Source organism: Virgibacillus necropolis, assembly GCF_002224365.1.
Taxonomy (GTDB): Bacteria; Bacillota; Bacilli; order Bacillales; family Amphibacillaceae; genus Virgibacillus_F; species Virgibacillus_F necropolis.
On the sequence record NZ_CP022437.1, the window covers coordinates 1,906,207 to 1,930,786 of the forward strand.

The following is a 24,580-nucleotide window of genomic DNA, read 5'->3' on the forward strand; positions in this document are numbered from 1 at the left end:
ATAAAATAAAGGGGGAAACGTGTTGGAAATTGTACAATCTGTTAATGAGTGGAAAACACTAATGAAACCCGCTTTGGAAAGCAAGAAGAGTGAATTTCAGTTACTAGGTTATTCCAGTGCTTCAACTGAAGAAATTTGGAATTGCTTGGTACAAAAAGTTTGGAAGGGTAATCCACCAAAACGCGTATACGAGGTTGTCCAAGATATTTTTCATCTTGCATCGAATATATACTTGAGCTATTTAACTGTTAAAGCGTACGAAGATGATGATTTGATGGCTTCTATTCAAGCGGTGACAAAAACGAATGATTAGTATTTGATGAATACATATGAGGCTCTAGAGAGAAAAGGGAGGCAATTGGTAAATGAAAAATCGAGGTAAAATTATTGCCTTTTTTCTAATCGTTATATTGTTCGCAACAACGATTGGGACAACGGTAACTGGGATAACGAAAGATATTAATTTAGGTTTAGATCTTCAAGGTGGGTTCGAAGTATTGTACCAGGTGGATCCAATTGAAGATGGAACAGAGGTAGATCGAGAGTTACTAGAAGCAACCGTTCAAACATTAAATGAACGTGTAAATAGGCTTGGTATTAGTGAAGCAAGTATTAATATTGAAGGTGAAGATAGAATCCGTGTACAGTTGGCAGGCGTGGAGAACCAAACAGAAGCACGTGAATTGTTGTCAACATCAGCTAGGTTGTCATTTCGAGATGTAACGGATAAAGAATATTTAAATGGCTCAGATATAGAAGGCGGCAGTGCACAACAAGACTTTGATGGTCAAACAAATGCACCTATTGTTACATTACAATTAAAAGATGCCGCTAAGTTCGGCAAGGTAACGAGTGAAATTGCACAAATGCAGAATCCAGATACGCCTTATCAGGATAATTTATTAGTTATTTGGATGGATTACCAAGAAGGAGATTCATTTGCAGAAGAATTTAAAAAAGAGGATCCAAAATACATATCTGCTCCTCAAGTATCGCAAACATTAAATACGGCTAGTGTACAGATTTCTGGAGACTTCACAGTAGAATCTGCCCAACGATTAGCTGATATTATTAACGCAGGTTCATTACCTGTTAATTTAATTGAAAAGTATTCTACATCAGTTGGAGCACAGTTTGGTGAACAAGCGTTAAACAAAACAGTATTCGCGGGAATGATTGGTATTGGATTGATCTTCCTGTTCATGATTGCCTATTATCGTTTTCCAGGTCTGATTGCTGTAATTAACTTGAGTATCTATATTTATTTGGTATTAGTGGTGTTTGAGTTACTGAACGGAGTCTTAACCTTACCTGGAATTGCAGCTTTAATTTTAGGTGTTGGTATGGCGGTTGATGCCAATGTTATTACAAACGAACGAATTAAAGAGGAGCTACGTGCGGGTAAATCGATTTCAGCCGCTTTCAAAGCTGGAAATAAAAACTCTTTATCCACCATTCTAGACGCTAATATTACCACCATATTAGCTGCAAGTATCTTGTTTATATTTGGGACAAGCTCCGTAAAAGGGTTTGCCACTATGTTAATCATTAGCATTTTGGTAAGTTTTGTTACAGCCGTTTATGGTTCAAGAATTCTATTAGGATTATGGATAAAAAGTAAGTTTCTTAAAAACCGCCCAGGGTTGTTTGGGGTTAAGCAAAAAGATATAAAAGATATTAAAGACAAAACAGAATATGAACCGAAAATATTTAATCGAGAAGTTAATACTGTAAAGCACCGTAAAAAGTTTTTTATTGCTTCTAGTATAATGGTGATTCTTGGTGCCGTATCATTACTTGTATTCCAATTAAATCCTGGAATTGATTTTACAGCTGGATCGCGTGTACAGGTTTTAGCAGAGGAAAGTATAAATACTGAAGAAGTAAAGGATGGTCTGGCCGAATTAAATGTAGAAGCTGAGTCTGTTGTACCATCAGGTGATAATAACGAAATTGCCGTAATTCGGTACGATACGGTTTTAGAACAAGATAAAATTGCGGAAATAAAAGATTATTTTATGGAAAAGTATGGAAACCAGCCTAACGTAAGTGTTGTTTCTCCAATCGTTGGAGAGGAGCTTGTTCAAAATGCATTATATTCAGTTGGAATTGCAATTATCGGTATGATTATTTATGTTGCTTTCCGATTTGAATTCTTTTTTGCAATAACGGCTATCATAGCTCTGGTTCATGATGCATTTTTCGTATTGGCGATATTTAGTATATTTGGAATTGAGTTTGACGTTACTATTGTAGCGGCAATATTAACGATTGTTGGTTATTCCATCAATGATACCATTGTTACGTTTGACCGCATTAGGGAAAATTTAATTAAAAAGAAACGTGTAAAATCGGCTAAAGAACTAGCAATAATTGTGAACCGTAGCTTGGTTCAAACTTTCTCGCGGAGTATTAATACTACCGTTACAACGATGATTGCAGTTCTATCATTCTTAATCCTAGGTGCCGATCCTATAGTTGGATTTGGTATTGCTCTTGCAGTAGGACTTATTGCGGGAACATATTCATCACTTTTCCTAGCATCGCAATTGTGGTTGGTATGGAGAGGTAAGATGATCAAAAAGAAGCCAGTAGTTTTCGAGAAAAAGAAACGTACAGAAGGACCTCAAGTATAAGAGAAAAAACCCTTGTTGCTTAAATGTAACAAGGGTTTTATGATTAATAAATAAAATAAAAGGGTAGTTTATACATATACTATAAAGAGGAGGATACATAATGAGAGGACAAACATATGTTATATTCGCTATTATTTTTGTTATTATTGTAGCTATTTTTGCCGTAATAAATGTTGATCCTGTTGAAGTGAATTATTTATTCGGTACAGGTGAAGCACCACTGATTTTCGTTATATTGTTTTCGGTATTAATGGGTGGAATCATAATGGCTTCAGTTGGTGTTGTTAAAGTATTTCGCCTACAACGTGAAAATAAAACATTGCGCAAAGAAAATGAACAATTAAAGAACACTTCAGCTCCAATTCCAGACGTTACACAAAGTTCATCTGCTGCCACAAAGGAAGAAGATGGAATAGATGATAATCAAGTCTAACATATAAGTGTGTGTTCAAAAAGTCGGCAAATTAGAAACAAGAAATTCGCAGTTTATCATTTGGTGACTTTTTGAACAACCTATATAACTAATTCTAATTGCGACCCTTGGCTCTCTTTTGTATAATAGATAAGTCAGGGGTGAATTTATGTTTAAAAGTAAAGCAAAATGGAACTTTATAGAAGAAGATGCAGAGAAAACAAGATGGATGGGCGATTCACCTGATATTTCCCCTGTAATTAAAGAGTTATTAGTGCAACGAGGAATAAACACATCAGATGCTGCCATCGAATTTTTGTCTCCAAATAAGGAAAGTTTATTTATGCCGGAAGATTTATTAGGCATGGATGTGGCATGTGAACGTGTACATAAAGCAATTAATCAAAATGAAAAAATTCTTGTCTTTGGTGATTATGATGCAGATGGAGTTAGCTCGACAACTTTATTACTCTCTGCATTGCAAGAACTTGGGGCAAACTGTGATTACTATATACCAAATCGATTTACGGAAGGTTACGGGCCAAATGAACAAGCTTTCTCAGCTGCAAAAGATCAAGGCTTTCAATTAATTATTACGGTAGATTGTGGCATTGCATCTGTTCAGGAAGCTTCGTTTGCGGAATCTCTTGGACTTGATTTAATTATTACCGACCATCATGAACCACAAGAAAAGTTACCGGAAGCATTAGCTATTTTACATCCAAAGTGTTCTCCTACATATCCCTTCAAGGAATTAGCTGGGGTGGGGGTAGCATTTAAATTTGCTCAGGAGTTATTAGGTTATTTTCCAGAGCATTTACTAGATTTGGTTGCGATAGGTACAATTGCAGACTTAGTTCCATTAATAAATGAAAATAGAATTCTAGCCTATTATGGTTTGCAAATGTTATCCGTTACAAAAAGACCTGGCCTTAGAGCATTAAAAAAACAATGTAAAATTGAAGGTAATGTTACAGAAGAAAATGTAGGTTTTCTGCTAGGACCTCGGATAAATGCAGTTGGCCGGCTACAGGATGCTGGTTTAGCTGTTGAAATGTTGATGACACAAGATGAGGATGAGGCAGAACATCTTGCTGAAGTTGTGCAAAACTTAAATCAAGAGCGCCAACAGATAGTAAACGAAATCGTTAAAGAAGCAGAGGCGTTAGTAAACGAAAGCAATATAAAAGGTATAACGATTGTAGCAAAAGAAGGCTGGAATGAAGGGGTCTTAGGAATTGTTGCATCAAAATTGGTACGTAAATATGATCGTCCAGCAATTGTTCTCGCGATTAACAGCGAAAAAGGTACTGCAAAAGGATCTGCAAGAAGTATACCAGCTTTTGACTTATTCCAAAATTGTATGAAAGTTAAGGACTATTTCACCCGTTTTGGAGGACATTCACAAGCTGCTGGAATGACACTACCGCTAGACAATATTTCCTTGTTGCAGCATGAATTAAATGAACTGATACAGGAAACGCTTACTGAAGATGATTTTAAACAAGAAATAACGGTGAGCAAAACCCTGTCAATTCAGGAGATAAATGAGGAACTAGTGAATGAAATTAGTCAACTAGCTCCCTTTGGAATGGCGAATCCAAAGCCTACTTTTCATATAAAGCAAGTACCGTCAAGCGTTCGACAAATAGGCGCTATGCAAAATCATTTAAAAATACAGTTTAACCAAGAGTCATTGATGCTAGATGGGATTGGATTTGGACTAGGTGATAGTTTTCCTTTCATATCTGATAAAAGCCCACTCTCTGTAGTTGGAGAAATAGGAATAAATGAGTGGAATGGAAACAGAAAAGCGCAAATCGTGATTCAAGATTTACAAATAGATGAACAGCAGTTATTTGACCACCGAGGGAAAAAGCAAATAGAAATAATGCCATTTATAGAAAATGCGAACAGCTATCTTGCAATTGGTAATGATGTTGAGCATCGTCTTAAGCAGGTTCCAGTTAATTTTAACCAGATGAGTTACATAACTGACAAGGAATTTTTTGATCCAGTTGATACTGTTTTTCTATTTGAACTGCCGGATAGCCTAGATGATCTTCGTATAATTATCCAAAAAGTTAAACCTGCTAATATTCATCTTTGCTTTCATTTGGAAGACAGTCAATACTTAAAATCTTTTCCTTCTAGAGAAGATTTCAAGCAGTTTTATGCTTTAATCATAAAACGTGGGTATTTTGATATAAAGAAAGATCTTTTTGCTCTGATGAAAGGGTATGATTGGACAGAGGAAAGAATCAGGTTTATGTTAAATGTGTTTTTTGAGTTAGAGTTTGTTATTATAGAGAGTGGACTTGCAAAACCTAATACAAGTCCAACGAAAAGAAAATTACAGGAATCAAGGTTATATCAACAACGAATTGAACGCAGTGATATTGAAAAGAAACTTTATTATTCAAACTATGATGATTTAAAGAAATGGTTTCAGCGCTTAATAGAAGATGTGGATATTCCCAAGGAGGAGCTTACCTATGGATTATAAAAAATATATAAAAATAGTAGATAACTGGCCAAAAGATGGTGTTCAGTTTAAAGACATAACGCCATTAATGGATAATGGTGTCGCTTTTAAATCAGCCGTAGATGAAATTGTTGAATTTGCAAAAGAGAAGGAAATAGATATTGTGGTAGGCCCTGAAGCACGAGGTTTTATCATTGGTTGCCCTGTTTCTTATGCGCTTGAAATCGGTTTTGCTCCAGTTAGAAAAGAAGGTAAGCTACCACGTGAAGTTATTAAGGTTGATTATGGATTAGAGTATGGCAAAAACGTATTAACCATCCACAAAGATGCTATTAAACCAGGACAACGTGTGTTAATTACAGATGATTTACTTGCAACTGGTGGTACCATTGAAGCTACCATTAAATTAGTAGAAGATCTTGGTGGTATTGTAGTAGGCTGTGCATTTCTAATAGAGCTTACTTATTTAGATGGTCTTAGTAAACTAGATGGTTATGATGTACTAACACTCATGCGTTATTAAAAGAGGATGTTCAAAAAGTGTTATTATATAAAAGGTTGCTATCTTGGGTATAATAATAGATTATAGGTAGATAGTGGTGTTCTACCACGATTTAATGTGTATTGCTTTACATTTTTATAAAAATTTTCGATACTTATAGGAAATATAACTAAGAATAACTATTCCCTACAATGAATTTAGGTGATCTCATGGCTAAAGATGATATTTTAACAAGTGAAGATGTTATTGAAAAAGCCCGCACATATTTATCGGTGGATGATGCGGATTTTATTCGACGTGCATATGAATTTGCAGAACGTGCTCATGCGGATCAATTTCGGAAATCTGGTGAACCGTTCATTATACACCCGGTTCAGGTTGCTGGTATTCTAGTGGAACTTGAAATGGATCCGGAAACAATTGCCGGTGGATTTTTGCATGATGTTGTAGAGGACACAGATGTGACTTTAGAAGATATTGAAACAAACTTTAATCATGAGGTAGCGATGCTTGTCGATGGTGTAACAAAGCTTGGTAAAATCAAGTATAAATCAAAAGAAGCTATACAAGCGGAAAACCACAGAAAAATGTTTGTAGCCATGGCAAAAGATATTCGGGTGATTTTAATAAAACTTGCAGACCGGTTGCATAATATGCGGACACTAAAGCATCTTCCACCAGAAAAACAGCGAAGAAAAGCTAATGAGACATTAGAGATATTTGCACCCCTAGCCCATAGACTAGGTATTTCTACGATGAAGTGGGAGCTAGAAGATATTGCGTTACGCTATCTTAATCCTCAACAATATTACCGTATTGTTCAACTTATGAAGCAAAAAAGGGACCAACGAGAATCGTATATTCAAGATGTAATGGATCAGGTTAATAAGCAGGTTGAAGAAGTTAATATTGATGCGGATATTTCTGGTAGACCAAAACATCTATATAGTATTTATCGAAAGATGATCCAACAAAATAAACAATTCACTGAAATTTATGATTTACTTGCGGTTCGTATTATAGTGGATAGCATTAAAGATTGCTATGCGGTATTAGGTATTATTCATACCTGTTGGAAGCCAATGCCAGGTAGGTTCAAGGATTATATTGCAATGCCAAAGCCAAATTTATACCAATCCTTGCATACTACTGTAATTGGTCCTAAAGGTGACCCGCTTGAAGTGCAAATACGGACTAAAGAAATGCATGAGATTTCTGAATACGGAATTGCCGCACATTGGGCATATAAAGAAGGTCATCAACTAAATAAAGACAAGAAATCATTTGAAGAAAAATTGACTTGGTTCCGAGAAATTTTAGACTGGCAAAATGAGACACATGATGCTGAAGAATTTATGGAATCATTAAAAGTAGATTTGTTTTCAGACATGGTGTATGTGTTTACTCCAAAAGGGGATGTAATTGAGTTACCTTCTGGATCTGTTCCACTTGACTTTGCTTATCGAATTCATACAGAGATTGGAAATAAAACGATTGGGTCAAAAATCAATGGCAAGATGGAACCACTTGATTACAAACTAAAGAATGGTGACATTATTGATGTGATGACTTCCAAACATTCCTATGGCCCTTCCCAGGATTGGATAAAGGTTACGCAGACATCACAAGCCAAAAATAAAATCAAACAGTTTTTTAAAAAACAGCGTCGTGAAGAAAACATTGTTAAAGGAAAAGAGCTAGTTGATAAAGAAATTCGTGCACTCGGAATTGAGCCTAAGGAAGCATTAACGCAAGAAAATTTACAACGAATCTTTGAGAAGTTTAACTTTACTAACGAAGAAGATATGTATGCAGCAGTTGGTTATCAAGGTATTACCGCTGCATTAATTTCGACCAGGCTGACAGATAAAATTCGTCAATCTAAATTAAAAGAACAAGATTTAGCCCAGACGCTAGAAGAAGTAAAAACGGATGTAAAAGCAAATAAAACGCATAAACGTGATTCTGGTGTAAAGGTTGCTGGTGTGGACAACTTATTGGTCCGTTTGTCAAAATGTTGTAACCCTGTACCAGGTGATACTATTGTTGGTTATATTACAAAAGGTCGTGGGGTGTCAGTACACAGATCTGATTGTCCTAATGTACAAACAGAAGATGCGAAACAACGATTTCTACATGTAGAATGGGAAACAAATCAACCAGATAAGAAGCAATATCATGTTGACTTGGAAATATCCGGATATGATCGCCGTGGGTTACTAAATGAGGTTTTACAAGCTGTAAATGAAACAAAAACGAATATTACCCAAGTGACTGGCCGTTCAGATAGAAATAAAATGGCTGTAATTCATATTACTATACTCATTCATGATACAAATCATTTAAGAAAAATTGTAGAACGTATTAAACAAATCAAAGAAGTCTATACAGTAACAAGAACAGTGCAATAGTAAGAAAAGCGTAGGCGACTGGTCAGAAGCGGACGCATAAGCAAGGAACCATAGAATGCATGGGTTTAGCATTCGGAGTGTTCATTGCTTATGACGGCAGCTTCTAGAAGCCACAGCTAGATCAAGAAAAGCGTAGGCGACTGGTTAGCGACGTACAAATAGATAGGAATGTGAAAGTACGGTGAACTTTCCGTACATTCATCAGGACTACCTATTTGCTAGTCGCTAGAAGCCGCAGCTAGATCAAGAAAAGCGTAGGCGACTTCAGAACCGCATTTAGCTAGACAACAAGAGGGGTGAGGTTAATGAGAGCAATCATCCAACGCGCTATAGATGCTAGTGTAACGATAGATGGAAAAGTGTCAGGGCATATCGACAATGGTTTAGTTATGCTAGTAGGCGTCACGCATGATGACACGTTAGAAGATGCTAACTATATCGTTAACAAAATAGTCAATCTGCGCATCTTTGAAGATGAAAACCAAAAAATGAACTTATCGCTTAAAGATGTAAATGGAGAAGTATTATCTATTTCGCAATTCACATTGTATGCTAATGTTCAAAAAGGTAGACGTCCAAGCTTTGTCCAAGCAGCTAAGCCAGAACATGCTAATGAATTGTATAAAGCTACCAACCAACTGATCATGGAACATGACGTCTCAGTTAAAACTGGAGAATTTGGCGAAATGATGAATGTTCAACTAACTAACGTCGGACCAGCAACATTTATACTGGATAGCAACGATAAATAGGAAAAGATCCGTTCGCATAAATACGAACGGATCTTTTCCTATTTATTCCCAAAATATTTAAGTAAACCATTGACCATACCTTGTACTAACTTCTTTTGATAGGCATTTGTTTGGAGTAATTGTTCTTTTTCTTGATTCGATAAGAAACCAAGCTCTATTAATATTGCTGGTTTGAATGTTTGTCTGATTACAAGAAAGTTTCCAAATGCAACACCGCGATCTTCTGCATTTGTCTCTTTTATCAATTCTTTTTGAACGTATGTTGCTAATTCTTTATTTTGTCCGTGATAATAATAGGTTCCTATTCCAGTGACGTCTGGTAATGCAGGTGTACTATTATAATGAATACTGATGAATGCATCGGTACCGGCGACGTTTGCATAGCTTGTCCGACTTCCTAAAGATATAAATTCATCTTTCGGTCGGGTCAGTACAACATTGGCTCCTAAAACAGTTAATTCTTGCTTCAATTCTAATGAAGTTTGATATGCGTAGTCTTTTTCAAAGGTACCACTTGCACCAATTGCACCCACATCACGGCCACCATGACCCGGATCAATCACAATTGTTTTATTTTCGATTGATGAAGGCACTGCTTCTTCTGCATCCTTTATGAATTGCTTTTTTAAAAAGCCCTTCAAATCCTTTTGTTTAATCTCATACCAATCTTCTGTTTCACCCACAACATTAAAGGAAGTTCCTTTGTCAGCGAAACCAGTAATTTCGTATCCTGTTGATGGACCACTTCTTAGATGTGTATTTTTATATGGAATGGTTATTTTATCAATAGTTGATTGTTTGGAATTTGCTTTTGATTTATTGCTTGAAGAAGTTTTTCCCTCATGGATTGAAATATATTCTGTTGTTACCCACCCGGTTTTCGAATCTAACTTAATTTCTACCCAATCATGTTGTTGTTGTATTATTGGATAGGTTTCATTTGCATGTACCTCCATAATTTCCTCAAAACTTTCTCCTGGTCCACTTCTTACATTTAAAATCTCTGTATCGATAACCGCATCTTTTTTATTTGCTGGATTGGTCATGGCAGTTAAAACCAACAGTAAACTAAAACAAATACCAACTACTTTCAACTTATGCAAATCTTTTTCCTCCTATAAATCGAAACAAATATGTATCTTGTTTTATTTTAATAGAAATACTGTATTTAGGCAAAGATAGTTGTATTGGAGGTAGTAAATAAATGAGAACGAATGATATGCAATGGAAAACTTCAACTAGTAAAGACCTGCAAGACATTAATTTACATCGATTTATAGAGCTACATGATCATGCTAATCATATGGAAATAGCTACGGAGCTTGGGATTTCATTAGGAGAAGTTAAACAATTAAAGAAAAAAATAAATCGTGCTTGACATTATTACTGGATGCGATTATGATTATAATCATTCTATAAGAGGTTATTCAAAAAGTCACCAAATGATAAACGGCGAATTTCTTCGTTGCGAAGTTTTTCCGGTCCTCACGTATTAGGGGGTAAGGAACTTCTACTAAGATCGCCCACGTCCTGTGGACAACATAGAAGTCAGTACATCCTGTACAAGTCCGGTCCTCAAAATATTCGCGCCTTGAACTTCTTGTTTCTAATTTGTTGAATTTTTGAACATGCACTATAAAGAATTGACATTATATTTAACCATATATGAACCCCGTTGAAGGAAAAAGTAGTTAAGCATTAGATGTTTAGAGAGAAAATGTCGTTGGCTGCAAGCATTTTTACATCTGACTTAATGAAAGACATTCCTTAGGATCTTAATTGAAATAAATGTAGGTTAAGACGTTTTGCAGGCGTTAACTGTGCAGAGTGGATGCTAGATAATGCATCAACTAGGGTGGCAACGCGGGTAACTCTCGTCCCTTTTTCATATAGGGATGGGGGTTTTTTTATTGTTTTTTAATGTATAGAGGAGGAACAATCAATGAATATTAAAGCTCCACGTGGTACTGTGGACATTTTACCTGAAACAGTTAAAAAGTGGCAATATGTAGAACGTGTTATAAAAAACGTGTCTGATCGGTTTCATTATAATGAAATACGTACACCATTGTTCGAACACACAGAGTTATTTCAACGAGGTGTAGGGGATTCAACAGATATCGTGCAAAAGGAAATGTATACATTTGAAGATCGCGGTGGCAGGAGCCTAACTTTACGGCCAGAAGGAACAGCATCAGTTGTTCGAGCGTTTGTTGAAAATAAGTTGTTTGGTTCCCCAATTCAACCAGTAAAACTTTTTTACTTCGGTCAGATGTTTCGTTATGAACGGCCGCAAAAAGGTAGAATGCGTCAATTAAATCAGTTTGGCGTAGAAGCAATGGGAAGTCCAGATCCTGCTGTAGATGCTGAAGTAATTGATTTAGCGATGACATGCTATAAAGAGCTAGGACTAAAATCATTGAAGCTAGTAATTAATAGTCTTGGCGATAGTGAAAGCCGCAATGATTATCGCGAGGCATTGGTTCAACACTTCACACCACATAAAGAAGAATTATGTAACGATTGTCAAACCAGATTGACGCAAAATCCTTTGCGGATATTAGATTGTAAAAAGGATCATGACCATCCTGCAATGAAAACAGCACCATCCATGTTAGACTTTTTGAATGAAGATTCCAGGTCCTATTTTGAAAAGGTAAAGACCTACTTAGATAAAATGAATATTCCATACACAGTTGATAAAAATTTAGTTCGAGGGTTGGATTATTATAACCATACAGCGTTTGAGATTATGAGTGAGGCTGATGGGTTTGGTTCTATTACTACATTGGCTGGTGGTGGTAGATACAATGGTCTTGTAGAAGATCTAGGTGGTCCAAATACACCTGGGATTGGATTTGGGATGGGTATTGAAAGGCTGCTAATGGCACTTGAAGCAGAAAATATAACATTGCCAGTAGAAAATACATTAGACTGTTTTGTAGTTGCCTTTGGAGACGAAGCAGTGTTAGAGTCCGTTAACCTTGTACACACGTTACGTGAAAACGGAATTCAAGTTGATAAGGATTACCAGGATCGTAAAATGAAGGGGCAGTTTAAAGCTGCAGACCGTGTCAATGCAAGATTTGTACTTGTTTTAGGAGATCAAGAAGTAGAAGATAACGTAATTAATGTTAAGGATATGGAAACGGGTAATCAAACCGAGGTTGCCATTTCAAATATTGTATCCTATATGCAATCAATAATGAAGGAAGAGGGAGGTATATTATAATGGAGAAGGAAACAAGACGTTATGCAGGGGCATTACGTAAAGAACATATTGGCCAAAATGTATTACTTAAAGGATGGGTGCAAAAAAGGCGTGATTTAGGTGGATTAATTTTTATTGATCTACGAGATAAATCAGGTACGGTTCAAATTGTATTCAACCCAACTGTCTCAGAAGAAGCACTGGCAATAGCTGAGTCCGTTCGAAGTGAATATGTTGTTGAAGTGAAAGGTCAAGTAGTTAAACGGGATGATGCTACAGTTAATGAAGCAATAGAAACAGGAGCAATTGAGGTATTCGTAAGTAATCTTGAAGTAGTAAATAAATCCAAAAATCCTCCATTTCCTATTCAAAATGAAACGGATGTTGCAGAGGATTTACGATTAAAATACAGGTATTTAGATTTACGGAGAAGTTCATTGCAAGAAACCTTTAAACTACGTCACCGGACGACACAGGTTATTCGTAATTTCTTAAATAATAATGAGTTCCTTGAAATGGAAACACCAATTTTAACAAAAAGCACACCCGAAGGAGCAAGAGACTATTTAGTACCCAGTCGTGTGCATGCTGGAGAATTTTATGCATTACCGCAATCACCTCAATTATTTAAACAATTAATTATGGTTTCGGGCTTCGAGAAATATTATCAAATTGCACGATGCTTCCGAGACGAAGATTTACGTGCAGACCGTCAGCCAGAATTCACACAAATTGATATTGAGACTTCGTTTATGTCCAGTGACGAAATTATGGAGATGACGGAAAGCATGATGCAAAAAGTGATGGCAGAAGTGAAAGAGGTTGAACTTCCTTTACCATTGCCTCGTATAAAATATCAAGAAGCAATGGAACGCTATGGTTCCGATAAACCGGATACTCGTTTTGGAATGGAACTTATTCACCTATCTGATAGTATGAAAGACTCTTCCTTTAAAGTTTTCCAAAGCGCAGTGAACAGTGGAGGTAAAGTAGCACTACTAAACGCCAAAAATCAAGCAGCCAATTATTCACGAAAAGATATTGATAAACTTACTGATTTTGTTAAAGTTTATGGGGCTAAAGGTCTTGCTTGGTTAAAAGTAGAAGGCGACGAGTTAAAAGGGCCTATTTCTAAGTTTTTATCAGAAGAGGAAATAGAAGCGATTAGTAGTAAAGCAGAAGTTAGTGATGGAGATCTACTTCTTTTTGTTGCTGATAAATCTTCTGTTGTTTATGACAGTCTTGGAGCACTTCGTCTAAAACTTGGCAAAGAGATGAAGGTTATTGATGAGGGTAAATTTAATTTCTTATGGGTGACAGACTGGCCATTACTGGAATATGATGAAGATGCGGGGAGGTATCATGCTGCACATCACCCATTTACAATGCCAATGGATGAGGATGCTGCTAAATTGTCAACAGACCCTGCTAATGTACGAGCAAAAGCATATGACTTAGTTTTAAATGGTTACGAGCTTGGCGGGGGATCATTGCGTATTTACAAAAAAGAACAACAGGATAAAATGTTTGAGATCCTTGGATTTACCCCTGAACAAGCACAGGAACAATTTGGCTTTTTATTAGAAGCTTTAGAATATGGAGCACCACCACATGGGGGAATTGCTCTAGGACTGGATAGAATTATTATGTTGTTGGCAGGTAGATCAAATCTTCGTGATACCATCCTATTTCCAAAGACTGCGTCTGCTTCAGATCCTTTAACAGATGCACCTAGTGAAGTAGCAAAAAATCAATTAGATGAATTATCTATTCAATTAAAGAACAAAAATGATTAAAAATTGTAAATGAAAGAAATTTGTTATAAATGTAATGGAATTTTCACAATTATCTATATTGATAAAATGAAATTACTGTGTTAAGATTATTTTACAGTAAAATAGTGAAGTATTTAATCCTGATGTGTTCGTCTATAAAACGTTTTGACCGAACATTTTTATACTTGGGAGCCTGACCGTTTCTGTGTTGCGTGCAAGCCTTTAACATACTTAGCGAGGAAGCATAATAGGTATAGAACAAGGCACCCACCTGCCGAGAGCGGGATCAAAACATAGAAAATTAGACGGCACAATCGGGATTAAATACATACTTAGAAAAAGGCTATCACATTTGTGATAGCCTTTTTTTAAGTATAAGAAAATATAATGCTTTCGCTTTTCCTATGTCTAGCTCCAGTGCCCAGCGACTAGTGGACTTCCTTCACCTCCGTACGATAAGTTAACATCGGTTCGCATACAAAGGAAGGTCGACTAAAACCGGGCTTGCCGCCCAACGTCGACATACCCCTTTTGCAGGGGCATGTTTCCTTTATCTCCTGCGGTTCAGTACAGTCCATACGTCGCTAAACGGGCGCTTTCGCTTTCCCTAATTACTTGTGCCATTTGCAACTTGTTGTAAATTTCCGTTTTTATCCATGCGAAAAGCTGGTGTTTTTATTGGACCTTGATCGTCTAAAACGGTCATTTTACGTGCACGTTCCATAATCTGTATGAAGACTTGGTAGTCTTCTTGGATAGTACTTAATTGTTTTTCAGTAATAGATAATTTCTTTTCTAACTCAGTAACTTGATTTTTTAAGCCTTCGTTTTCTTTTTCTATCCGTTCTAATGAAACTTTTGATTGATTAGATGTTTGGTTTTCCTTTTTTACTTGTTTTAAATATCCAATCACCATGTCCATTGACATGACAGACTCTGCAGGTTGTTGTATTAGAACATGTTCTTCATTAGAATTAGAAAATTCGACTGTATGATCAATTGTCTTTACTGGTTGTTTTTGAGATTGAACAGCTACTACAGCTCTTTTCTTTTCTTTTCGTTGTCTCTTTGCAAGATCGATAGCATGATCATATTTATTTCTTACTTCAGCATTCCATCTGAATCCACACGCTGCAGATGTTCGGTTTAAGTGATCGCCAACTTCTTCAAATGCATTTAATTGTGTACTTCCTTCACGTATATGTCGTAGAACAGTTTCTGCTAATAGTAAATCATCTTCATGGGACCATGCGTCCTGTCTAACTTTAACCACAATGTTCAGCTCCTTTTACTCCGGCAACTAGATTTGTTTATTGCCCATCGTTATTTGCTAACTAGTTTTACCGTTTGCAGGAGGAAATATACCTATCTCATTTGCTATTATTTTTATCTCCTTTGATCTTTTCATATACTTGTTTCATAGCTTGCTCAAATTTCCCAGTATTTTTAGGTTTATAGTATTCTCTTTTTCGTAACGTTTCAGGAAGATATTCTTGATTGACCCAGTTATTATCATAATTGTGAGGGTATTTATATTCTACGCCTCTACCTAAGCTTTTTGCTCCGCTATAGTGAGAATCCTTAAGGTGAGCTGGGATATCACCACTTTTTCCATTTCGAATATCGGCCAATGCAGCATCGAGTGCCTTATATGCTGTATTTGATTTTGGTGATAAACAAAGTTCAACAATAACGACTGACAATGGTATGCGTGCTTCTGGAAATCCTAACCGTTCCGCTGCCTGAATTGCGGCTACAGCTCTTGGGCCCGCTTGGGGGTTGGCAACTCCAATATCTTCATAGGCACATACAATCATACGCCTTGCTATGCTATCTAAATCGCCAGCTTCAATTAATCTCCCTAAATAATGTAATGCTGCATTAACATCGCTACCGCGAATAGACTTTTGAAAGGCGGATAAGACATCATAATGTGCATCACCATTTTTATCATGTGAAAAGCTTTTCTTTTGCATACATTCTTCAGCTGCACTCAATGTGAGATTGACTCGGTTATTCGTATCTTTTGGCGTAGAAAATACAGCAAGCTCTAGTCCATTTAATGCTGAACGCATATCACCATTTGCTGCTTGGGAAAAATGCTCTAGCGCTTCATCCGTAAGATTCACATCGTAATCTCCTAATCCCATGTCATCATCTTTAATTGCTCGATTGATTGCTATTTTAATGTCTGAAGGAGTTAGTGCATGTAGTTCAAAAAGATGGCAGCGGCTTCGAATAGCTGGATTAATAGAATGGTATGGATTACTTGTTGTACATCCTATTAATGTGATTAAATCGCTTTCTAGATATGGTAATAAGAAGTCCTGTTTTGCTTTGTCTAGACGATGAACCTCATCAAGGACTAATACAACCTGTCCAGTCATTTTAGCTTCTTCCACTACAATTTCCATATCTTTCTTTTTATCTACTACTGCATTTAGCATTTTAACCGGTATACCCAAACTTTTCCCCAATGCAACAGCCATAGAAGTCTTGCCGGTTCCTGGTGGCCCAAAAAGAATCATGGAAGCTAATCTTTCTGCTTGGATCATCCTGTTTATAATTTTACCTTCGCCAACAACATGTTGTTGACCAATTACTTCACTAATGTGTGTAGGTCTCATGCGATATGCTAATGGTTTTTGTTTCATGTTATCGTCCCTTTATAAAAGATTATCGTATGTTTTTTTAAAAATAGTGATGGTGATATCTGTACGGTGCAACATATCCACTATTCATGCTATAATATCATGTGTCAATAACTAATTCTTGTAATATGATAACTAGAATAATTTAATTTCTACTAATAAAAGTAGTACAATACCAATAGAGGTGTAAAGCATGAAGATTTCTACAAAAGGAAGATACGGCCTTACCATTATGATTGAACTTGCGAAACAGTATGGAAAAGGACCTGTATCACTTAAATCAATAGCACGTGAAAAAGATTTATCAGAACATTATCTAGAACAGCTAGCTTCACCACTCAGAAATGCCCGTCTTGTGAAGAGTGTTCGCGGTGCATATGGGGGATATATGTTGGCAGCTGAACCTAAAGAAATAACTGCAGGAGACATTATTCGCGTATTGGAGGGACCAATTACGCCTGTTGAAGGTATCGAAGAGGAAGATGCAGCTAAACAAGCCTTATGGTTACGGGTCCGTGATGCTGTGAGAGATGTATTAGATACCACAACATTAGAAGACTTACTGCATCATGATAATGATCAATATCCAGAGTCATATATGTTTTATATTTAGAAGGGAAATGTTTACCATGAATCAGATATACTTGGATCATGCTGCTACCACTCCGATGGCCACAGAAGTGATAGATGCAATGGTACCAGTTTATTCCGAGGTGTTTGGGAATCCATCAAGTGTGCATGCGTTTGGTAGAAAAGCTCGCCATGTACTAGACCAAGCCCGAAGAGTATTTGCCAAGAGTATACATGCAGATGAAAAAGAAATTGTTCTAACCAGTGGAGGTACTGAGGCAGATAATCTAGCGCTTATTGGAACTGCACTAGCAAATAAACAAAAAGGGAATCATATTATTACAACTGTTCAAGAGCATCATGCAGTCCTTCATGCAGCTGAACATTTAGAAGGCAATGGATTTGAGGTTACGTATTTACCTGTTTATGAAGATGGGAAAATAGCTGTTCAGGACTTACGGAATGCATTAACAGACAAAACGATCGTTGTCTCTATTATGACCGTTAATAATGAAACTGGAATAATTCAGCCTATACATGAGGTTGGCGAACTCTTGAACGACCATCAAGCATATTTTCACACAGATGCAGTACAAGCATATAGTCTGTTAACAATTGATGTAAAAAAAGATTATATTGATTTGTTGACAGTGAGCTCCCACAAAGTTAATGGGCCAAAAGGGATAGGATTTTTATATATAAATAAAAGTGTGCAAGTGAATCCGTTGCAATTTGGTGGAGAACAAGAGCGTAAACAGCGTCCAGGAACAGAAAATGTCGTTAGTGTAGTGGGCTTTCAGCATGCGGTTCAACTTTTAATTGAGCAGAAAGAAAAACGAAGAGAAACATATACAAGCTACAAAAAATTGTTTTTAGAAACATTAGAACAAGCTGGAGTTAATTTCGAAATAAATGGGGAGCAATCAGATGCAGTCCCATCCATTATTAATATAAGTTTTCCAGGGACAAATGTTGAGTCGTTGTTAACAAACTTTGATTTGTCTGGAATAGCAGCATCAAGTGGCAGTGCGTGTACTGCTGGTTCTGTTGAGCCATCACACGTATTAAGTAAAATGTACGGAGCAAATAATGATCGAACAACAAATTCGATTCGGTTTAGCTTCGGTCTTCATAATAAGAAAGAGGATAGTATAGAAGCGGCTGAACGTATCGCTTCTATTGTTAAACGATTAATCTCTTTACAATAGGTGGTGAAAAAAATGAAAAGTAATAAAGATATACGAGTTGTTGTAGGAATGAGTGGGGGAGTTGACTCATCCGTCGCAGCATTACTGTTAAAAGAACAGGGATATGATGTGGTAGGGATTTTTATGAAAAACTGGGATGATACAGATGAAACTGGTTTTTGTACGGCAACGGAAGATTTTGAAGATGTTGTTCGGGTCTGTAATCAAATTGGTATTCCTTATTATGCAGTTAATTTTGAGAAACAATATTGGGATAAGGTGTTTACTTATTTCCTTGATGAATATAAAGCTGGAAGAACACCAAATCCAGATGTGATGTGTAACAAAGAAATTAAATTTAAAGCATTCTTAGATCATGCGATTTCACTAGGTGCTGATTATTTAGCAACAGGTCACTATGCACAAGTGAGGCAGCGGAACGGTGAGTATGAAATGCTTCGCGGTGTCGATGATAATAAAGATCAAACATACTTTCTAAATCAACTGTCGCAAGATGTTTTAGAAAAAGTAATGTTTCCTTTAGGTCATCTACCTAAAAAGGAAGTGAGAAAAATAGCCGCTGATCACGATTTAGCGACTGCTACAAAGAAAGATAGTACGGGAATATGCTTTATAGGTGAACGAAATTTCAAAGAGTTTTTAAGTGAATATTTACCAGCTCAACCAGGTAAAATGAAAACATTACAGAGTGAGATAAAAGGTGACCATGAAGGACTTATGTACTATACAATTGGCCAACGACAGGGACTAGGTATAGGTGGATCAGGCGATGCATGGTTTGTTGTCGGGAAAAATTTAAAAGATAATGTTTTATATGTGGAACAAGGATCTACTAATGAACATTTATATTCGGAAAGTTTAGTTGCAACAGATCTGAACTGGATAACAACAAGGGATCTGGGTCAAACGTTTACGTGTACTGCGAAATTCCGTTATCGTCAAAAAGATAGTAAAGTGACAGTGTCTATGTTAGATAACGGTACTGTTCATGTCAGTTTTCACGATAGGCAACGATCTATTACCCCTGGACAAGCTGTCGTATTCTATGACGGAGAAGTTTGTTTAGGTGGAGGTACAATTGACCAAGTGATTAAAAATGATCAGCCTATTAGTTATGTGGGGTAGAATTATAAAGATTTTTGAACGACCTATAAAAGGGGATCTCAGTTCCATTTACCAAATGGATTTGGATCCTTTTACTTACATAGCGTACAAGGAATAAAAGTATAAAAAATTCTAAGGAAATCTCTATAAGAAATGTGTGGTGTTTTAAGTGGATAAAATGCAACAAGCAATTGAATTCATGCAAGAACAAAAATTCGAGGAGTCAGCCAAGCTATTCACTGAAATTATTGAAGAACAACCTAATGACCCAATTGGTTATATTAATTTTGGAAATTTATTAATTCACCTTCATGAGCTACCCCGTGCACAACGTTTCTTTGAAAAAGCAATCGAATTAGATGAGTATGCTGCAACAGCTTATTATGGATTAGGTAATGTGTATTTAGAAGAGTCTATTTATACTAAAGCACAAGCAAATTTTCAAAAGGCGATTGAGTTAGGTTTAGAAGAAGGTGATGTATACTACATGCTTGGTATGACACTGCAAAAACAGGAACAAATGAAGCTTGCATTACCATATCTTCTGCGAGCAACGGAACTCGAACCAAATGACGGTGAAATTGCTTTTCAATATGCCTTATCACTTGCTCAAAGTGATCATATAAATGAGGCAAAAGATGCATTTGAACGTGTTTTAACATTGAATAGTGAGCATAGTGATGCACATTATAATCTGGGAGTTATTGCTCTATATAATGACCAAATAAACAATGCTATGACACATTTTGAAACAGCATTGTCTATTCAACCTGGTCATGAGCTTGCAGCAAATGGTAAAGAACAAACACAAATATTACTTGACCAAAACAAAAAGTAAGATAGTGAGGTTGTTTTGATGGAACACACCACGCAATCGAGGGAACTTGATGTACAAAAATATATTAAAGGAGAGCTTCTGTACACCATTTTTCATAATGCTACAGAGCATTTTTCGATTGCAAAAATAAAAGTGCTTGATACAAATGAACAGATACAGGATAAAGAAATTGTCGTAAAGGGCTATTTTTCTAACCTTCAGGAAGCAAAGGACTATATTTTTTATGGGCAAATGGAACGACATACTAAGTTTGGTCTTCAATATCAAGTTACTTCTTATGAATCTGATATACCAGATACTACAGATGGATTAATTGCATATTTATCGAGTGAATTATTTCACGGAATTGGTAAAAAAACAGCTAGTAAAATAATTGAGCATTTAGGTGAAAACGCGATATCACAAATACTAATAAATCCAGATGTTTTAAAAGATGTTCAAGGATTGAAACCTGATAAGGCTGAGCTATTAGTAAAAACATTACAAGAAAATGAAGGCTTTGAGCATGTAGTTGTGTACTTAGCGAAGTTCGGAATTGGGTTAAAGCTTGCTCAGAAAATATATCAAGTCTATAAGGACCAATCGATTGAAATGCTTCAGAAGGATCCGTATCGATATGTATTTGATGTGGAAGGTTTCGGATTTCAAAAAGCGGATGAAATTGCTGGATTAAATGGACTATCACTGACACATCCGAACCGTATAGGTGCAGGGTGTCTCTTTGTTATGCAAAAAAGCGTGCAGGATGGCAATGTATACTTGCCAGTAAACGAATGTATAACAAACGTTATTCAATTATTAGGGAAAACTAATACTGAGTTGGATAAGGAAACGGTCAAAAATCAACTGGAATCACTAAACACAGATAAAACGATGATTATCCAGAATGCTAACGTTTATTTACCTTCTTTATATTATGCGGAAGATGGATTTGCTTCACACGTGAAGCGATTGATTACCAAGCCTATGGAACACGAGACACCACTTGCAGAAATGATGAAAATAATTGGCGATATTGAAGAGGCGGAAACATTAAGCTATGGAAAAGAACAATTCCACGCCATTAATCAATCATTGCACGCTAAATTAATGATTGTAACCGGTGGACCTGGAACTGGGAAAACGACAGTTATAAAAGGAATAGTAGATGCATATGCAGCAATCCACGATGTTTCTATTGACCCAAAGGATTATGAGAAAAAGTCTGATTATCCGTTTGTTTTGACTGCACCAACTGGACGTGCGGCAAAACGATTAAAAGAATCAACTGGACTACCAGCAGTTACTATTCATCGATTACTCGGTTGGGATGGAAATAATGGATTTGATAAAGATCAAAACGAGCCATTGTCAGGTAAGTTTTTAATTGTTGATGAGTTTTCTATGGTAGATATTTGGCTTGCAAATAGTTTGTTTAAAGCAATTCCTGATGATATGCAAGTCCTATTAGTTGGTGATGAGGACCAGCTTCCTTCTGTCGGACCTGGCCAGGTACTCAGTGACTTATTAGCAAGTCAATCGATTCCATTAGTAAGTCTGAACGAAGTGTATAGACAAAAAGAAGGATCCAAAATTATTCAATTAGCCCATACCATAAAAAATAATGAATGTACAACTGAGACGCTTCAAAACGATAAAGATTTTAGCTTCCTAAAATGTAATGAATTTCATATGATTGATGTAATTACAAAAATATTCTCGCATGCAGAAAAGAAGGGTATTGATCTGAAAGATATACAGGTTTTAGCGCCGATGTATCGTTCACAAGCAGGAATAACGATTATTAATAAAACACTACAAACAATTGTAAATCCAAAAACGAAGACCAAACGTGAGGTAAAGATATATGACACCATATTCCGAGTAGGGGATAAAGTACTCCAATTGGTTAATCAACCGGAAGACGGTGTTTCTAATGGAGATATTGGAGAAATTGTAGCAATCTTTTTTGAGGATGAAAATAAGGAAAATGTGGAACAGATTGTTGTGACGTATGAAGGTAAAGAAGTAGTTTATGAACAAAAGGATTATACAAACATAACACATGCTTATTGCATTTCCATTCATAAATCACAAGGAAGTGAGTTTCCAATTGTCCTGTTGCCTGTAGTATCAACCTATCATCGAATGCTACGTAAAAATCTACTATATACAGCTATAACGAGAAGTAAGCAATCCTTAATTATCTGTGGAGAAATACAAGCATTTTTGCGAGGGGTAAACACCATGGATACAAACAAAAGGTATACTAGTCTAGTAAACCAATTGCATGAACGATTACCAAATAAAATAGAAGAAGTAACGGAAGACATTACGGAAGGAGAGATTAGTCCTTACGATTTTATGTAAAACATGTATATTTTAGATTTATTTGGGCAAGCATAACCTAATAATGTATAGCCATTTTAAAGGAGTTATGTAGGTTATGGAATGCCCAAATTGCAATCGAAAAGATTTAGGGAAAATAGGCTCTCAGCAATATTACTGTTGGAACTGCTTTATAGAAATAACGGTAGTAAATGAGGAAGTGAAAATTCATCAGATTGAGTCAGATGGATCGCTGAGTTCATTAAATGATTTGTTCACAGATGAAGAACGAAAGATACAATGGTGAAGAATGGTTTTAATTCGTAATTTACTTTTAAAACTAAGGAGCGCCATTTATGTTTAAAGAAAAAAACCCCTTACATATTTTATATTGGCTAATAATAGGTATTTTGACTTTCTTATTAGTTTATCTTTTTATAAAACTGTTCCCCTTTTATGGAACTGTTTTTTCCTTTTTGTGGAGTGTATTTTTCCCTTTCTTCTTTTCCTTATTTATTGCGTATTTACTTTATCCGATAATGCAAAAGATTCACTCGTTTAACATTCCAAAAGGATTAGCGATCTTAATTATTTACGTGTTATTCTTAGGAGGAATAATCTTTGCAATTAATCGTATTTACCCGCTATTTCTTCGTCAGTTAACAGAGCTAAGCGATCAATTACCGCAATTTATTTCAACCTACAAAAATTGGATTTATCAAATTTATGAATCAACTGCCTTTTTACCAGAAACAGTTCATGATAAGATGGACAACTTGTTCCAGCAAATAGAGACAAGGATGGGAAATTTAGTCTCAAAACTTATAAACTCTATTACAAAGATTTTTGATATCATTGTTGTCGTTACGGTGATTCCAGTACTCGTTTTTTACTTTCTAAAAGATAAAAAACGAATAAAAGATTGGTTGAAGAAATGGATTCCATCAACCTATCATCATCGAGCACATGAAATACTGTTCTCGATTGATAAAAGCTTAGGTAATTATATACGTGGACAATTGCTTGTAAGTCTTTTTGTGAGTATCGCTACTTTTACCAGCTATTATTTTCTGGATCTCAAGTATGCTTTGGTTTTAGCAATTATTATGGGATTTACTAACTTTATTCCTTATTTTGGCCCAATAATTGGCGCATTACCAGCTCTTGCAATCGCATTAACCGTGTCGACTAAGCTTGCCGTCTTTGTATTGATAACCGTTTTTGTTATACAACTAATTGAAAGTAATTTCCTTTCTCCATTTATTGTTGGGAAAAGTATACACATTCATCCAATAGCAATTATTTTTGCTCTGCTAGTTGGTGGACAGGTTGGTGGTGTGGTAGGCTTGTTACTAGCAGTCCCATTACTAACAATAACGAATGAGATTGTAAGGCAATTTCGAAAAAGTACTGAAGCTAGACAAGTTACTAAGAAAAATACTTCTGATTGACATATCAATGTATATTACTTATACTTAACTCAATTAAAAATCTCTAAGGATTTGAGCTTCGCCATCCGCTACTAAAATGGGGCGAATGACGCATAATAATTAGTATATGAAAAAATGTTGAAGGTTCTAAGTACATGCTACTCTACTTATAAGAGAGGGATTTCCGTTGGCTGAGAGGAATCCCACTTGAAAGAGTCATGGAAAGCTAAACTGGAGTATGGTTAATACCCATCGGTTTCAAACCGTTACCATGATTAAGTGATGAAC

Annotated in this window: 20 protein-coding genes, 1 other RNA gene and 2 other annotated features (1 of these 23 cut by a window edge); of the genes, 18 read left to right on the forward strand and 3 right to left on the reverse strand. The window is 36.1% G+C overall.

The window, feature by feature from the left end; genetic code table 11:
- The first annotated feature begins 19 nt into the window (after positions 1-19).
- From CFK40_RS08915 to dtd, 7 genes are all read left to right on the forward strand, one after another.
- Positions 20-313: a post-transcriptional regulator gene (locus tag CFK40_RS08915; protein WP_319418041.1), complete on the forward strand. Its 294-nt coding sequence runs from the start codon at positions 20-22 to the stop codon at positions 311-313.
- A 52-nt stretch (positions 314-365) separates the two neighbouring features.
- Positions 366-2,636 (forward strand): protein translocase subunit SecDF, encoded by a 2,271-nt coding sequence (gene secDF, locus CFK40_RS08920; protein WP_089531975.1) that lies wholly within the window; start codon positions 366-368, stop codon positions 2,634-2,636.
- A gap of 100 nt (positions 2,637-2,736) precedes the next feature.
- A complete protein-coding gene (locus CFK40_RS08925; protein WP_089531976.1) occupies positions 2,737-3,069 on the forward strand; it encodes a LapA family protein in 333 nt (110 codons plus the stop codon).
- A 148-nt stretch (positions 3,070-3,217) separates the two neighbouring features.
- Positions 3,218-5,554, forward strand: a complete 2,337-nt coding sequence (recJ, locus tag CFK40_RS08930; RefSeq protein WP_089531977.1) for a single-stranded-DNA-specific exonuclease RecJ — start codon at positions 3,218-3,220, stop codon at positions 5,552-5,554.
- Entirely contained in the window at positions 5,544-6,056 is a 513-nt protein-coding gene (locus CFK40_RS08935; RefSeq protein ID WP_089531978.1) for an adenine phosphoribosyltransferase, read from the forward strand. Before recJ ends, CFK40_RS08935 begins: the two co-directional genes overlap by 11 nt.
- A 188-nt stretch (positions 6,057-6,244) precedes the next feature.
- Positions 6,245-8,446, forward strand: coding sequence for a RelA/SpoT family protein (locus tag CFK40_RS08940; RefSeq protein WP_089531979.1), 2,202 nt, complete (start codon positions 6,245-6,247; stop codon positions 8,444-8,446).
- Between the two features lie 305 nt (positions 8,447-8,751).
- The gene (gene dtd / locus CFK40_RS08945; RefSeq protein WP_089531980.1) at positions 8,752-9,198 is read left to right on the forward strand and encodes a D-aminoacyl-tRNA deacylase; all 447 of its coding nucleotides are present in this window, start codon (positions 8,752-8,754) and stop codon (positions 9,196-9,198) included.
- Positions 9,199-9,236: 38 nt separating this feature from the next.
- Here the strand turns inward: dtd and CFK40_RS08950 are convergent, their stop codons facing one another.
- Positions 9,237-10,301: an N-acetylmuramoyl-L-alanine amidase family protein gene (locus CFK40_RS08950; protein ID WP_089531981.1), complete on the reverse strand. Its 1,065-nt coding sequence runs from the start codon at positions 10,299-10,301 to the stop codon at positions 9,237-9,239.
- A gap of 101 nt (positions 10,302-10,402) precedes the next feature.
- Between CFK40_RS08950 and CFK40_RS21100 the strand changes: the two genes are divergently transcribed.
- The 4 genes from CFK40_RS21100 (at position 10,403) to ssrS (ending at position 14,509) form a co-directional block, all read left to right on the forward strand.
- Positions 10,403-10,576, forward strand: coding sequence for a hypothetical protein (locus tag CFK40_RS21100; protein WP_168927225.1), 174 nt, complete (start codon positions 10,403-10,405; stop codon positions 10,574-10,576).
- Positions 10,577-10,864: 288 nt separating this feature from the next.
- Positions 10,865-11,083: a binding site (T-box leader), on the forward strand.
- A gap of 57 nt (positions 11,084-11,140) precedes the next feature.
- Entirely contained in the window at positions 11,141-12,430 is a 1,290-nt protein-coding gene (gene hisS / locus CFK40_RS08955) for a histidine--tRNA ligase (RefSeq protein WP_089531982.1), read from the forward strand.
- Positions 12,430-14,205, forward strand: coding sequence for an aspartate--tRNA ligase (gene aspS, locus CFK40_RS08960; protein WP_089531983.1), 1,776 nt, complete (start codon positions 12,430-12,432; stop codon positions 14,203-14,205). Before hisS ends, aspS begins: the two co-directional genes overlap by 1 nt.
- 113 nt (positions 14,206-14,318) lie before the next feature.
- Positions 14,319-14,509: non-coding RNA, 6S RNA (gene ssrS, locus CFK40_RS08965), on the forward strand.
- Positions 14,510-14,791: 282 nt separating this feature from the next.
- Here the strand turns inward: ssrS and CFK40_RS08970 are convergent.
- Positions 14,792-15,457 (reverse strand): RsfA family transcriptional regulator, encoded by a 666-nt coding sequence (locus CFK40_RS08970; protein WP_089531984.1) that lies wholly within the window; start codon positions 15,455-15,457, stop codon positions 14,792-14,794.
- Between the two features lie 97 nt (positions 15,458-15,554).
- Entirely contained in the window at positions 15,555-16,838 is a 1,284-nt protein-coding gene (locus tag CFK40_RS08975) for a replication-associated recombination protein A (protein ID WP_089531985.1), read from the reverse strand.
- 190 nt (positions 16,839-17,028) lie between these two features.
- Between CFK40_RS08975 and cymR the strand changes: the two genes are divergently transcribed.
- From cymR to CFK40_RS09010, 7 genes are all read left to right on the forward strand, one after another.
- Entirely contained in the window at positions 17,029-17,448 is a 420-nt protein-coding gene (gene cymR / locus CFK40_RS08980; protein ID WP_089531986.1) for a cysteine metabolism transcriptional regulator CymR, read from the forward strand.
- 16 nt (positions 17,449-17,464) lie between these two features.
- On the forward strand, positions 17,465-18,613 hold the full coding sequence (locus CFK40_RS08985) for a cysteine desulfurase family protein (protein WP_089531987.1): 1,149 nt from the start codon (positions 17,465-17,467) through the stop codon (positions 18,611-18,613).
- A gap of 12 nt (positions 18,614-18,625) precedes the next feature.
- The gene (mnmA, locus tag CFK40_RS08990; protein WP_089531988.1) at positions 18,626-19,738 is read left to right on the forward strand and encodes a tRNA 2-thiouridine(34) synthase MnmA; all 1,113 of its coding nucleotides are present in this window, start codon (positions 18,626-18,628) and stop codon (positions 19,736-19,738) included.
- Positions 19,739-19,895: 157 nt separating this feature from the next.
- Positions 19,896-20,555 carry a tetratricopeptide repeat protein gene (locus tag CFK40_RS08995; RefSeq protein ID WP_319418050.1) on the forward strand — a complete coding sequence of 220 codons (660 nt, stop codon included), beginning with the start codon at positions 19,896-19,898 and terminating at the stop codon, positions 20,553-20,555.
- 18 nt (positions 20,556-20,573) lie between these two features.
- On the forward strand, positions 20,574-22,904 hold the full coding sequence (gene recD2, locus CFK40_RS09000; protein ID WP_089531990.1) for an SF1B family DNA helicase RecD2: 2,331 nt from the start codon (positions 20,574-20,576) through the stop codon (positions 22,902-22,904).
- A 76-nt stretch (positions 22,905-22,980) separates the two neighbouring features.
- Positions 22,981-23,169, forward strand: a complete 189-nt coding sequence (locus tag CFK40_RS09005) for a hypothetical protein (RefSeq protein WP_089531991.1) — start codon at positions 22,981-22,983, stop codon at positions 23,167-23,169.
- 49 nt (positions 23,170-23,218) lie between these two features.
- Positions 23,219-24,313 (forward strand): AI-2E family transporter, encoded by a 1,095-nt coding sequence (locus tag CFK40_RS09010; RefSeq protein WP_089531992.1) that lies wholly within the window; start codon positions 23,219-23,221, stop codon positions 24,311-24,313.
- A 108-nt stretch (positions 24,314-24,421) separates the two neighbouring features.
- Positions 24,422-24,580: a binding site (T-box leader), on the forward strand; it runs 57 nt beyond the window's last position.

What these genes read in the sequence shown, in the direction of transcription:
- CFK40_RS21100 (WP_168927225.1), top strand. Translation starts at nt 10,403, where the DNA reads ATGAGAACGAATGATATGCAATGGAAAACTTCAACTAGTAAAGACCTG.
- hisS (WP_089531982.1), top strand. Translation starts at nt 11,141, where the DNA reads ATGAATATTAAAGCTCCACGTGGTACTGTGGACATTTTACCTGAAACA.
- CFK40_RS08935 (WP_089531978.1), top strand. Translation starts at nt 5,544, where the DNA reads ATGGATTATAAAAAATATATAAAAATAGTAGATAACTGGCCAAAAGAT.
- secDF (WP_089531975.1), top strand. Translation starts at nt 366, where the DNA reads ATGAAAAATCGAGGTAAAATTATTGCCTTTTTTCTAATCGTTATATTG.
- CFK40_RS09010 (WP_089531992.1), top strand. Translation starts at nt 23,219, where the DNA reads ATGTTTAAAGAAAAAAACCCCTTACATATTTTATATTGGCTAATAATA.
- recJ (WP_089531977.1), top strand. Translation starts at nt 3,218, where the DNA reads ATGTTTAAAAGTAAAGCAAAATGGAACTTTATAGAAGAAGATGCAGAG.
- aspS (WP_089531983.1), top strand. Translation starts at nt 12,430, where the DNA reads ATGGAGAAGGAAACAAGACGTTATGCAGGGGCATTACGTAAAGAACAT.
- CFK40_RS08995 (WP_319418050.1), top strand. Translation starts at nt 19,896, where the DNA reads ATGCAACAAGCAATTGAATTCATGCAAGAACAAAAATTCGAGGAGTCA.
- CFK40_RS08940 (WP_089531979.1), top strand. Translation starts at nt 6,245, where the DNA reads ATGGCTAAAGATGATATTTTAACAAGTGAAGATGTTATTGAAAAAGCC.
- cymR (WP_089531986.1), top strand. Translation starts at nt 17,029, where the DNA reads ATGAAGATTTCTACAAAAGGAAGATACGGCCTTACCATTATGATTGAA.
- CFK40_RS08975 (WP_089531985.1), bottom strand. Translation starts at nt 16,838, where the DNA reads ATGAAACAAAAACCATTAGCATATCGCATGAGACCTACACACATTAGT.
- CFK40_RS09005 (WP_089531991.1), top strand. Translation starts at nt 22,981, where the DNA reads ATGGAATGCCCAAATTGCAATCGAAAAGATTTAGGGAAAATAGGCTCT.
- CFK40_RS08985 (WP_089531987.1), top strand. Translation starts at nt 17,465, where the DNA reads ATGAATCAGATATACTTGGATCATGCTGCTACCACTCCGATGGCCACA.
- CFK40_RS08925 (WP_089531976.1), top strand. Translation starts at nt 2,737, where the DNA reads ATGAGAGGACAAACATATGTTATATTCGCTATTATTTTTGTTATTATT.
- mnmA (WP_089531988.1), top strand. Translation starts at nt 18,626, where the DNA reads ATGAAAAGTAATAAAGATATACGAGTTGTTGTAGGAATGAGTGGGGGA.
- dtd (WP_089531980.1), top strand. Translation starts at nt 8,752, where the DNA reads ATGAGAGCAATCATCCAACGCGCTATAGATGCTAGTGTAACGATAGAT.
- recD2 (WP_089531990.1), top strand. Translation starts at nt 20,574, where the DNA reads ATGGAACACACCACGCAATCGAGGGAACTTGATGTACAAAAATATATT.